The 11,733-nt window shown below is 70.0% G+C and carries 9 protein-coding genes; 4 read left to right on the top strand and 5 right to left on the bottom strand.

Features of this window, described 5'->3' with window-relative positions; all coding sequences use genetic code 11:
- Positions 1-169: 169 nt before the first annotated feature.
- The gene (locus ACVCAG_RS12880; RefSeq protein ID WP_440083807.1) at positions 170-1,090 is read right to left on the bottom strand and encodes a DUF1996 domain-containing protein; all 921 of its coding nucleotides are present in this window, start codon (positions 1,088-1,090) and stop codon (positions 170-172) included.
- A gap of 95 nt (positions 1,091-1,185) precedes the next feature.
- On the bottom strand, positions 1,186-2,925 hold the full coding sequence (locus ACVCAG_RS12875) for a discoidin domain-containing protein (RefSeq protein ID WP_440083806.1): 1,740 nt from the start codon (positions 2,923-2,925) through the stop codon (positions 1,186-1,188).
- Positions 2,926-3,352: 427 nt separating this feature from the next.
- On the opposite strand from ACVCAG_RS12875, the gene ACVCAG_RS12870 reads away from it, so the two are divergent.
- The 3 genes from ACVCAG_RS12870 (at position 3,353) to ACVCAG_RS12860 (ending at position 7,663) form a co-directional block, all read left to right on the top strand.
- Complete coding sequence (locus tag ACVCAG_RS12870; RefSeq protein WP_447189871.1) at positions 3,353-4,348, top strand: LacI family DNA-binding transcriptional regulator; 996 nt, start codon at positions 3,353-3,355, stop codon at positions 4,346-4,348.
- Between the two features lie 682 nt (positions 4,349-5,030).
- Positions 5,031-5,330, top strand: coding sequence for a hypothetical protein (locus tag ACVCAG_RS12865; protein ID WP_447189870.1), 300 nt, complete (start codon positions 5,031-5,033; stop codon positions 5,328-5,330).
- A gap of 1,991 nt (positions 5,331-7,321) precedes the next feature.
- Complete coding sequence (locus ACVCAG_RS12860) at positions 7,322-7,663, top strand: hypothetical protein (RefSeq protein WP_440083804.1); 342 nt, start codon at positions 7,322-7,324, stop codon at positions 7,661-7,663.
- Between the two features lie 117 nt (positions 7,664-7,780).
- Here the strand turns inward: ACVCAG_RS12860 and ACVCAG_RS12855 are convergent, their stop codons facing one another.
- Together ACVCAG_RS12855 and ACVCAG_RS12850 are read right to left on the bottom strand one after the other, a co-directional pair.
- Entirely contained in the window at positions 7,781-8,182 is a 402-nt protein-coding gene (locus ACVCAG_RS12855) for a hypothetical protein (RefSeq protein WP_440083803.1), read from the bottom strand.
- A gap of 292 nt (positions 8,183-8,474) precedes the next feature.
- Positions 8,475-9,752, bottom strand: coding sequence for an aminotransferase class I/II-fold pyridoxal phosphate-dependent enzyme (locus ACVCAG_RS12850; RefSeq protein ID WP_440083802.1), 1,278 nt, complete (start codon positions 9,750-9,752; stop codon positions 8,475-8,477).
- Between the two features lie 227 nt (positions 9,753-9,979).
- Between ACVCAG_RS12850 and ACVCAG_RS12845 the strand changes: the two genes are divergently transcribed.
- Positions 9,980-10,873, top strand: a complete 894-nt coding sequence (locus tag ACVCAG_RS12845; RefSeq protein WP_447189869.1) for a DUF4429 domain-containing protein — start codon at positions 9,980-9,982, stop codon at positions 10,871-10,873.
- A 15-nt stretch (positions 10,874-10,888) separates the two neighbouring features.
- On the opposite strand, the gene ACVCAG_RS12840 is transcribed toward ACVCAG_RS12845, so the two are convergent.
- Complete coding sequence (locus ACVCAG_RS12840; protein WP_440083800.1) at positions 10,889-11,611, bottom strand: HNH endonuclease family protein; 723 nt, start codon at positions 11,609-11,611, stop codon at positions 10,889-10,891.
- Between the last annotated feature and the right edge of the window lie 122 nt (positions 11,612-11,733).

Raw genomic sequence — 11,733 nt, 5'->3', positions numbered from 1 at the left:
CCGATGCTCCGGGTCCCGCCGCCGGGGACGGCACGGGGATCGGTGCGGAGGTCGGCTCCCGCACCGGTGCCGTCGGAACGGGCTGCCGGTTCGGCACACCGTCGTCAACGAGGTACCGGGGCGGCACACCGTTGTCAGGACGGAACGCGAATCCGGCACACTCCGGGCGTCAGGACGGGGTACCGTCCGCGCCGCACTTGATGACCGGGCGGATGCAGTCGCGCACGCGACGCTCCATCTCGGCCACCGGCCAGGCGTTGAAGAAGTCGCCGTGCATCGTGTACCCGCGGCCCGACGCCAGCCGGAAGTTGGCCGGGTTCCCGTTCACCGGGTAGCGCAGCACCTGGCGCAGCTTCGGCACCGGCACCGGATGCGAGGCCGGGCAGGCCTGGTTGACCGGGTAGGCCATGTGACTCTTGTGGTCGGCCGAGTCCAGGTCCCTGCCGTTCCAGCACTGCGGGAAGTCCAGGTAGGACTCCATCATGGTGCCCGCCGGGCAGGTCACGAAGTCCTTGGACGGCGGGACGTGACCGGCGTGCAGGCACGACCAGCGGGCGTTGCTGGTCGGGTCGTTGGGGGTGGTCGCCTTGGCGTTGCCCGCGACGATCCGCAGGCCCAGCGGCAGCGGCTGGGTCCGGGCGACGATGTCGTCGCGCACGCCCTCACCCAGGTAGTAGAACGTGGTGATGGTCGGCTCCACCGGGGTGTCGCCGTTGTAGAGGGTCGGCACCCAGTAGGACGACAGGTCGGTGCGCGGGTTGCAGTTGGTGGGGGAGCTCTGCAGGGACGCGAGGGTCGTGTGGGCGTTGGTGGTGGTGCTGCCGAAGAAGCTGTGCATGTGCGACGCGCCGGGCAGGCCCGGGAAGATGATCGGGTCGTCGGGCAGCCGGTGGCTGAAGGGGCAGTCGGCGAGGAACTCCGCCACCCGTACGACCGCGGCGGACGAACCCCCCGCCTGGGCCTTCGACGTCGCGCTTGCCTGGGTGGTGTGGATGACGAGGGACGTGCCCAGCAGCGCCACTATGGCGGTCACCAGGGTCAGCGGACGTAACCGGCGTCGCAGGCGGGCCGGGGAGAGTGCCGGGTGCATGGATGGACTCCTTTTTGGGGGACTTTCGGCCGTTGGGGCTCCGGTTCCGGGGAGGCTCCGGCACGGCCCGGGAGAGCCGTGCCGGAGCGGGGGGATCACTTGTAGACGCGCACGTAGTCGACGAGCATCTGCTTGGGGAAGCCGGTGCCGGCGTCCGGCGGGCCGGGCCAGTCGCCGCCCACCGCGAGGTTGAGGATGATGTAGAACGGGTGGTCGAAGACCCACGGCCCGCGCGTCGCCTCGACCTGCTCCTTGCTCAGGGTGAGGACCGTCCGGCCGTCCAGGGTGTAGACGATGCCCTTGCTGTTCCAGGTGGCGGCCCAGACGTGGAAGTCGTCGGAGAAGTCCGCGCCGCTGGGCAGCGTGTACGGGGCGCCGATGCCGCCGCCGCCGTTGTAGGCGGGAGCGTGGATGGTCGAGTAGGAGGTCTTGACGTCCTTGCCGAGCACCTCGAGGATGTCGATCTCCCCGTTGTACGGCCAGGGCCTGCCGGTGAGGAAGTCGGCGCCCATCATCCAGAACGCCGGCCACAGACCGTTGCCCTTCGGGACCTTGACGCGGGCCTCGACCTTGCCGTACGTGAAGGTGAACTTGCCGCCGGTGTTGATGCGGCCGGAGGTGTACTGGCAGGGTCCGCCGGGGCAGGACGATCCGGCGGTGGTCTCCTGCCGCGCCGTGATGACGAGGTTGCCGTTGCCGTCCATGGCGGTGTTCTCGGGCTTGTAGTACTCGAGCTCGTTGTTCGGGCCGGTGCCCGGGTCCTGGGTCCACTTGGCCGCGTCGGGTCTGGTGCCCGCGCCACCGTTGAACTCGTCACTCCAGACGAGCGTCGTCGGCGGGTTGGCCGGGTCCGGCGGGAGCGGCGGCGGCGTGATCGGGGCGCCACCGGTGCCCCAGACCTGGAACTCCCACAGTGAGTAGCCGTACGGGGTGGCGCGCTGGGTGCCGTACATGCGCACGTAGCGGCCGGTGCCGTTGACGGTCAGCGTCTGCTTGAAACCGGTGCCGGTGGTCGTGGAGTAGATCGGCGTCCAGGTGGTGTTGTTGTCCGAGACCTGGATCTGGAAGGCCCTGGCGTAGGCCGGGTCCCACTGGAGGACGACCTGCTTGATCTGCGCGGTCGCGCCGAGGTCGACGGAGATCCAGCCCGGGTCGACCCAGCCGGTGGTGGAGCTGGTCGCCCAGCGGGAGGCGGGGTCGCGGTCGAACGCCCTGGCCGGGGTGCACTCCCAGCAGTTCCCGTCGCTCTGGGAGGTGGAGGCCGCGCCGGGCCTGCCGTAGGACAGCAGCTTGAGCGCGCCGGGGTCGGGGTCAGGGGTGGGAGTCGGGGTGGGGTCGGTGCCCCCGATGGTCCCGTAGACCTGGAACTCCCAGAGCGAGTAGCCGTACTGGGTGGCGCGCTGGGTGCCGTACACGCGCACGTAGCGGCCGGTGCCGCTGACGGCCAGCGTCTGGTTGCCGCCGGTGGCGGTGGTCGTGGAGTGGATCGGGGTCCAGGTGGTGCCGTTGGGCGAGGTCTGGATCTGGAAGGCCCTGCCGTAGGCGGCCTCCCAGTTCAGCGTCACCTGCGTGATGGTCGCACCGGCGCCGAGGTCGACCTGGATCCACTGCGGGTCGCTGAACCCGCTGGACCAGCGGGTGCCCGCGTTGCCGTCGACGGCCGCGGACGCGGGGAAGGCCACGTTCTCCGAGGACGAGGCGGTCGCCGTCTTGCCCTGGGAGAGCAGGGTGTCGGCGGCCGCCGCGGGCATGATCGCGAGACAGGACGTGACGAGGGTGACGGCCGCGGCTATCAGCAGGGCCATGCGGCGGCCGGGACTTCGGGACGAGGACATCGCGTCTCCTCGGAGAGTGGGGGGTGCGTACCGGTATCGGGTCGGGGAGCGCTCTCTCAACCAGAGATTGCTCTCGTCCGACACGGGCTGTCAAGTGTCCGTTTAACCAGGACGAAACGGGCCACACATGATCCGGCAATCAACCGTCCATCTCAGGGAGCGCTCCCGGACAATCGTTTGCATCGTTACAACGGGCTGTGAACTGGGACTAAGGAGATCCTTCCCGGGGAGCGATTTCTCCGATTTCCTCCGGCGGCCATCGCGAGGGAAAATTCGGACGAGTTCGGGACATTGACAGAAATCCCACTTCCGGTCACCCTTTGTGAGGGAGCGCTCTCTTCATGATCATCGATTAAGCTTGGGAAGGGTGGGACCGCACGTTCAGGCACCACCGGTCAGCGGGCGGTACGAACTGCGGGAGAACCACATGAGACGACCCACCCTGGAGGCTGTCGCCACCCGGGCCGGCGTGTCCAAGTCAACGGTCTCCAGGGTGGTGAACGGTGAGCCGACGGTCGCCTCCGACATCCGCGACCTCGTCATGCGGGCGGTGAACGACCTGGGCTACATCCCCAACCCCGCGGCGCGCAGCCTGGTGACCCGGCGCACCGACTCCATCGCGGTGATCGTCTCCGACCCGTCGGCCGGACTCGTCTCCGACGATCCGATGTTCTCCACCGTCGTGCGCGCGGCCAGCCGTGAGTTCGAGGCGGCGGGCAAGCAGGTCATGCTCATGCTCGCCGGCTCCGACGACGCCCGCGTACGGGCCCGGCAGTTCGTGGCCGCCCGCCACGTGGACGGGGTCATGCTCGTGTCGATGCACGGCGCCGACCCCCTGCCGGCGGCACTCGCCGCCACCAGCGTCCCCCTCGTCTCCCACGGCAGGCCCACCTTCCGGCTGGACGTGCCGTGGGTCGACAACGACAACACCGGAGGGGCCGCCCAGGCGGTGCGACACCTGCTGGAACGGGGACGGCGCCGGATCGCCACGATCTCCGGTCCGCTGGACATGTCCGCCGCCCAGGACAGGATCGGCGCCTACCGCGAGGTCCTGAGCGAGACCGGACGGCGCTCGATCGTGGCCATCGGCGACTTCACCCGGATCTCCGGAGCCGAGGCCATGACGCAGCTGCTCGAGGACGACCCCGCGCTGGACGCGGTGTTCGCCGCCAACGACCTGATGGCGATCGGCGCCATGCGGGCGCTGCGCCAGGCGGGCCGGCGGGTGCCCGACGACGTGGCGGTGGTGGGGTATGACGACATCGAGGCGGCCCTCTACACCGACCCCCCGCTCACCACGGTACGCAGCCCCATGGGCGAGCAGGCCGCCGCCTCGGCCCGCCTGCTGCTCGGCCTGCTGCGAGGCGAGCCCGCCGCCCCGGTGATCCTTCCGACCCAGCTCGTGGTCAGGGAGTCCAGCTAGCCGGGAGTACGGCCGGGACACACGGGGACCGGCCGGCTCGGGTTCGACGGCGCGAAAGCACCGGAAGGCATCGGGCGATGCACCAAAAAGGGCAGAAAAAACTGAATAATCCATATGCTGACGACTGTCTGAAAAATCCATACGGATAATAGATGACCCTCATCGCGGAGGCGCGCGCCCAGAGAACGACCATCCGCCGAGTACATGCGACGGGAAAATCAAATAATCTGGACATATTCCTCCAATTGACGAATCCGTTTAAACCTCGTTAACGAGGGTTGCGCTTTGCCATGTCGATCATCGGGTAATTCCTGCTTGCCGCCATTATCGCGGTTTAAGCAATCCGACTCCCTTGAATCACAAAAGACATGGAACGCGATGACTTCTAGCGACAGAAGACGGACTTCGGTTATCAATTCCGGCAAACGTGCTCGAAACTGGCCCGTCGCGGCAACGATCAGCGCTGTCCTGGCGCTTTCCTGTCAGGCTCCGGCTGACGCCGTCACCGGCATCACGGGAATCCCCTTCCTCGAAACGAGGACCATCGGTGACGTGGCCGCTCCGGTTCGTGAGGCGGCCGGAAGGTGCGACCGTTCGCGTATCCATGGGATGGGAACCGTTGCGCGGAAGAAATGCAAGTGCGGGAGAAGGCGCTGCTGTTGCCGCGACGGCCGTGACGGCCGTGACGGCGAGGACGGGCTGCCGGGCATCGGGCTGCGCGGCCCCGCCGGTCCGGCAGGCCCGGCGGGACCCGCAGGCGTGGACGGAGCCCCAGGACCGGCGGGACCCGCAGGCGCCGACGGAGCCCCAGGACCCGCCGGACCCGCCGGACCCGCAGGACCGGCAGGACCGGCAGGAGCGGACGGAGCCCCAGGACCCGCAGGCGCGGACGGAGCGACAGGACCAGCAGGCGCCGACGGCGCGACAGGACCCGCCGGACCCGCAGGACCCGCAGGACCAGCGGGCGCGGACGGCGCGATAGGACCCATCGGCCTGACTGGAGTCGCCGGAACGACCGGACCCGCGGGCGCCGACGGCGCGCCGGGTCCCGTCGGTCCGGCGGGACCTGCGGGACCCGCGGGGTCGAGCGCCCTGGCCACCAGGCAGGTCGCCGCGGGGACGCCGACTCCCGTTCCCGCTGACACGACGGTGACCGTTCTCGGCGGCGTATGCCCTGCGGGCACGCTCGTCGTCGCCGGAGAATGGAGTGGCAGCGCCCTGGGGGTCGACGTGATCACCTCCGAGTCGGTGATCGGCAACCGGTGGAGCGTCACGTTCGCCAACGGCGGAGCGCTCCAGCCCACCGTGACGGTCTCAAGCTCGTGTGTTGGACCTGCGTAAGAGCCGTGTTCTCCGCGTTGTTCCTGGTCCGGTCTCGCGTACGAGAGCTTCCCGGGGCGGAGCGAGCGGGACGGGGGCTCGCGCCGCCGGAGCGGTCGAGGCGGAGGGGCTCGCGTGGTCGCGCGGTTCTTTCCCTCCAGTTCACGGGAAGGCCACTCGGGCAGTCGTGAGCCCGGCCGGTCCCGGCGGCTGAAAAGCGGCGGCGGACGCCGGATCCGGATCGGAAAATCATTGGCGAAAACCGCACAGACCTTATCGCGGGCCACGGCCGGTGAATCACGCCAAAATTCTCGCGACATCCAAGAACCCTAAATTCCGGTCATTGCCCACAGGACAGGAAATCTCTGGAGCACACGGTTTTCAAGCTCAACAACCTGGACACATCCCCGCCGTTGACGAATCCGTTTAAACCTTGTTAACGAGGGTTGCGCTTTGCCGTGTCGATCATCGGGTAACTCCTGCTTGCCGCCACCGTCGCGGTTCAAGAAATCCGATTCCCTGGAATCATAAAAGACATGGAATGCGATGACTTCTAGCGGTAGAAGACGGGCTCAAATTATTGATTCCGGCAAACGTGCTCGAAACTGGTCCGTAACGACAACAGCGATCGGTGCCGTCCTGGCGCTTTCCTGTCAGACGCCGGCCAACGCCATAACCGACACCACAGGCATCAGTCCCCTCGACACGCGAGACGCCGGTGGCGAGACCGTTCCGGTTCGGAGGGTGACCAGCCCGCTGGACGACGCGCGTGTGTTCCTGATGAGACCCCTCAAGCGGGAAGACTGCAAGTGCCAGGGGAGGTACTGCGCGTGTGACCGTGACCGTCCCGGCAAGCACAGCCGTGCCGGCGGAAAGAACAGGGAGGGCCGCGACAGCGGAAGGAAGGCGTCGAACCTCGGACTGCCGTCGGAGTCCGCGAACCCGGCGAACCTTGCGAACGCGGCGAACCCAGAAAAACCGGCGAAACCGGCTGACCCGGCGGATCCGGTCGAGGCGAGCCTTCCGGACGGCCCGCTCGCGCCGATGGGACCGATGGGACCCGAAGGACCGGCGGGCCCGATGGGCGCCATGGGTCCGGCCGGTCCGGCCGGACCGGCGGGAGCCACGGGAGCGAAGGGTGACACCGGCGCCCCCGGCGCACCTGGCGCGCCGGGTCCCGCGGGCGCGCTGGGGCCTGTGGGCGCGACGGGCGCCATCGGTCCGGCCGGGCCGATGGGTCCGGCCGGCCCCAGCGGCCCGGCCGGAGCCGAGGGGCTCACGGGACCGATCGGGCCGGAAGGACCGGCCGGAGCCGTCGGACCCGCGGGACCGGCAGGCCCGATCGGACCTGAAGGACCCGCGGGAGCGGAAGGACCGGCGGGACCCGCCGGTCCGATCGGGCCGATCGGACCGATCGGTCCGATTGGACCGATCGGTCCGATCGGCCCGGAAGGACCCGCGGGAGCCACCGGTGCCCCCGGGCCCGCGGGCCCGGAGGGCGCGGCGGGACCCGTCGGCCCCGCGGGCGAACCGGGTGCCGCCGGACCGGTGGGACCGACCGGCGCCACGGGAGCCGCGGGCACGCCCGGCGCACCCGGCCCGGCGGGACCCGCGGGGCCCGCGGGCCCCGCGGCGCCGACGTCCGCCGTGTCCGTGGCCTACCTGCTTCTCGAACCGATCACCGCGTCGGTTCGGAGCGACGGGACGGCGCGGATCCGCGACCCGCGAACGACTCCACGCTGGCACGACCTTTCGACGGTCCCCGGCCATCCCACCGATGTGGTGGACGTCGCGGCGACGGTCCTTCAGGACGGCGCCCTTCCGTACCTTCACCTCACGGTTCAGAACTCGGCCGGTCAGGTCTCCTGGACGAAATGCCTGCTCGGCCGCCCGGTTCCGGTGACGGGAGGCTTCTTCGCTCCGGGAACGCCTCTCGGACCTCCCGCGTACCCCGCCAACTGCGACAAGTTCACCAACGAGACACCGCCGGCCTGAACCCCCGCGGAGCCTCATCGGACAGCGGAGAATGCCGTGCCCGGCACCGGCCGGGCACGGCAGGGGAACCGTTCGGAGGACGTCCGCGGATCACGCGGCCCTCGGGCCGGGGGCGCGTCAGTTCCGGACGAGGACCAGCCGCGAGGGGTCTTCTCCGGCCAGCGGGACGCGGAGCCTGCGCCTGGCGGCGACCACCCGGTACGCGGCGGTGCACGCGTTCGCGCCCAGCGCGACGGCGACGAGCATGCCGAGGCGGACCAGGTCCGGCCTGCCGAAACTGAGCTCCCCGGCACCGTTGACCAGGAATCCGGTACCGAAGAACCACGCCATGACGGCCGTCGCCAGCGCGACCCCGGCGCGGACTCCACAGGCGGCGTAGGCGCACACGGCGATCGCCATGATCAGCACGCGGCCGGCGACCTCCGCCGGCGCGAGGAGCAGCGAGGCGGCCATGGCGGCGGCGACGACGGCGACGAATCCTCCGGCGAGCGAGAATCCCGCCGGTTCGGTCCCGAACATCGCCACCACTCCTTCATAAAACAGACATTCGTTGCGGAGCAGACATTCGCCGAAGGGGTCGGTCTCTGCCCCTCCATGAAAGCCCGGGAAATGCCCGCAGGCCAATGTCGAGGTGTTCTCTTCACCCTTTCCCTACGTTCATTTGCGCCATTCCTCACCCGCCGCAGGTCTCCGCGGGCCGGCCTCCTACAGGCCCACGTCCAGGCCCACGTCGTGGCGGGGAACGCCTTGGCCGCGTACGCGATCTCGGCACCCGGGAGCGCGGCCCGGTGACCGACAGCCCGGCGGGTGCCTAGCGGGCACCCTCCAGGAGCTTCTCGGTGGCGACGAGGCGCACGCAGGTGGCGAGGCCGGAGATGGCCAGTTCCAGCTCGTCGAGCTCGGGATAGGTGGGAGCGATGCGGATGGTGCTGTCACGAGGGTCCGTCGCGTACGGGTGGGTGGCGCCCGCGGGGGTGAGGGCGATGCCCGCCTCTCCCGCCCGCCGCACCACCTCGCGCGCGCAACCCTCCAGCACGTCGAGGCTGATGAAGTAGCCGCCCGCGGGGCTGGACCAGGTCGCCAGGCCGCTGCCGCCCAGTTCCTTCGTGAGGATCGTCTCGACCGCGTCGAACTTCGGCCGGAGCAGCTCCCGGTGGCGGCGCATGTGCTCGGCCAGGCCGTTCTCGTCGCGCAGGAACTCCACGTGGCGGAGGTGGTTGAGCTTGTCGGGGCCGATGGTGCGCTTGGCGGTGTTCCCGAGCAGCCAGGCCACGTTGGCCGGGGACGAGCCGAAGAAGGAGACGCCGGAACCGGCGAAGGTGATCTTCGAGGTGGAGCCGAAGACGAAGACACGGTCGGGGTTGCCGTTCTCCGCGCACAGCGCCAGGATGTCGGCGATCTCCACGGGCGTGTCGGTCAGGTGGTGCACGGCGTAGGCGTTGTCCCAGAAGATCCGGAAGTCCGGGGCGGCGGCCGGCATGGCGGCCAGGCGCCGCACCGTCTCGTCACCGTAGGAGACACCGCCGGGGTTGCTGTACTTGGGCACGCACCAGATGCCCTTGACCTGGGGGTCGTCGAGCACGAGGCGCTCCACGACGTCCATGTCCGGCCCCTCGGCGTTCATCGGCACCGGGATCAGCTCGATGCCGAACCGCTCGCACAGGGCGAAGTGGCGGTCGTACCCGGGAACCGGGCACAGGAACGCGATCCGCGGCTCGTCGGCCCAGCGGCGCTCGGCTCCGGGCAGCGTTCCGAGCAGGGCGTGGACGATCGAGTCGTGCATCAGCGAGAGGCTGGAGTTGTCCGCGGCGACGAGCTGGGCGGCGGGCACCTGCAGCGGGCCGCTGAAGATCTCCCTGAGCTCGGCCAGGCCCTGGAGCCCGCCGTAGTTTCGGCAGTCGGTGCCGTCCGCGGCGGTGTGACCGGCGGGCAGGTCCAGCAACGCCTCGGAGAGGTCGAGCTGCCGCGCCGACGGCTTGCCCCGTGTCAGGTCGAGGGACAGACCGCGCCGGACGAGCGCGTCGTAGTCACGCTGGGCGCCGTCTCGCCGGGCGGTCAGCTCGTCGATGGTCAGGGCCGGAGAGGTCACGGGAGTTCCTTCGCCTGCTGGTGATCGGCTCCGGAGGCGGTCGGCGACCGGCTGGGAAGACGGTTGTGGAGCGGCTCCGAAGGTGGCCTGGTCGACTTCGAAGAATATTCGAAGAATAGAAGACCGCGACGCCCGATCGAAAGCCGAACCGTTCGCGTCGCGCCGTCCCGGACGATTCGACGCTCGATCATGCGCGTCATGTGACCGGCTCGCCATACGATCGCCGTATGGCGGAGGTCATGGTGCGTGACGGAACCTGGACGTTCGACGGTGAGCTCCTGCGAATCGTCCCCGGCCGCGACCGGAGCGTGAAGAAACTGCGGCAGCTGCTGGGCGAGGTGCGGGTGCCCCTGGAGGCGGTGGCCGGCATCGCCTACGAGCCCGGCAAGAAGGGCGGCAGGCTGCGGCTGCGGCTGCGCGAGGGCGCCGACCCGTTCAACCAGGCGGCGGGCGGGCGGATCGCCGACGCCGCCGACCCGTACCAGCTGGTCGTGGACGCCGACCGCACCGGCGCCGCCGAGTACTTCGTCGACGAGGTACGCAACGCGCTGGTGATCGAGCAGGTGCCGGACGGCCCCTCGGAGCGCTATCTCATGCCCGGCCCCGCCCTGCCCGTGGTGGTTCCGGCGGGCGACGGCACCGCGACGTTCGACGGCGAGTCGATCCGCCTCGAATGGAACTGGGCCACCGAGGAGGCCAAGAAGTCGGCCGGTCCCCAGCGGATCGCGCTGAAGGACCTGAACGGCGTGGAGTGGTTCCCGACCGCGGGCCTGGAGAACGGCTACCTCCGTTTCCACCCGAAGGGCGTGGCACCGCACAAGCTCGCTCCCAAGCACGACCCGAGCTGCCTGGTCCTGTGGGGCTTCGACAAGGAGACCCGCACGACGGCGCTGCTCGTCGCCGCGATCCTCGCCAGGCTGCCGCACCCCTCGGGCGCCCGGCTGCCCGCCGCCGCGGAGTCCCCGGCGATCGAGGCCACCGCACCCACGGCACCCGCCGGCGGCGACGACCCGGACTCGCTCCTGCGCCGCCTGCGCGAACTCGGTGACCTGCACAAGGACGGCGTTCTCACCGACGAGGAGTTCACCACCGCCAAGCAGGCCCTGCTCCGCCGCTTCTGAGCGGCCGCGCGGGTGTCACCGGCACTGGGCGAGCATGACGGTCTTGTCCGCGCGGGTGACCGGCAGGTTGTACTTCAGGGCCACCTGGGCGAAGCGGACGACGTAGGCGCAGCGGACCCCGCGTACGGGAGGGAGCCAGGACGCCGGTCCCGAGCCGCCCTTGGCCTCGTTGGCGTCGCCGTACACCGGCAGGAGGTTGAGCGGGTCGTTGGCGATGCGCTTGCGCTTGGACAGCGGCCAGCGGGAGGCCCCCATCCGCCACTCGTAGGACAGCGGGACCACGTGGTCGACCTGGATCTCGTCGGAACGCTTCTTGGTCCAGCGGACGATCCGGCCGGTGTAGGGATCGCGCAACTTCATGGAGACGACCACGCAGTCGGATCCGCGACGGTAGCGCACGTCCTCGCCGTCGCGGGCCAGCAGGTCGTCGCGGGTACGGCAGCCGTTGCGCGCGTACGGCACTCCCCTGGCGGTGTCGGCCCAGTTCTCGCCGAACCTGGCACGGCTGTAGCCGGCCTTGGAACCCATCGGCCCGACCCGGAGCCTCCCGATCAGCCTGACGGCGATGCCCCGGTCTCCGGTCGACCTGACGGGCGCCAGTCCGGGGCCCACACCGTCCGGGTTGTCCAGCGGCGCGACCCGGGCCGGCGCGGCCCTCGCGCGCGTGTCGTCGTGCGTCGACAGTGAGAAGAGCACCGCGGCGCCGAGCATCACGGTGACCACCCCCCGCGTGCTCACCCATGCCTCCAGAAGGGTCTACAGGCTCGTGCTTGACCGATTCCCGGCAATCCCCTGGTTGACACGGGGGTGTCCGCTGGTTGAGACCGTACCCGGAGGGCGGCCGGTCGGGGCCGGAAGCG

The organism is Streptosporangium sp. G12 (assembly GCF_052983175.1).
Note: the sequence above shows the minus strand (reverse complement) of the source record. Positions and strands in the feature narration are given on the sequence as shown.

Coding starts and splice junctions, on each gene's coding strand:
- ACVCAG_RS12880 (WP_440083807.1), bottom strand. CDS start 1,090: ATGCACCCGGCACTCTCCCCGGCCCGCCTGCGACGCCGGTTACGTCCG.
- ACVCAG_RS12875 (WP_440083806.1), bottom strand. CDS start 2,925: ATGTCCTCGTCCCGAAGTCCCGGCCGCCGCATGGCCCTGCTGATAGCC.
- ACVCAG_RS12870 (WP_447189871.1), top strand. CDS start 3,353: ATGAGACGACCCACCCTGGAGGCTGTCGCCACCCGGGCCGGCGTGTCC.
- ACVCAG_RS12855 (WP_440083803.1), bottom strand. CDS start 8,182: ATGTTCGGGACCGAACCGGCGGGATTCTCGCTCGCCGGAGGATTCGTC.
- ACVCAG_RS12845 (WP_447189869.1), top strand. CDS start 9,980: ATGGCGGAGGTCATGGTGCGTGACGGAACCTGGACGTTCGACGGTGAG.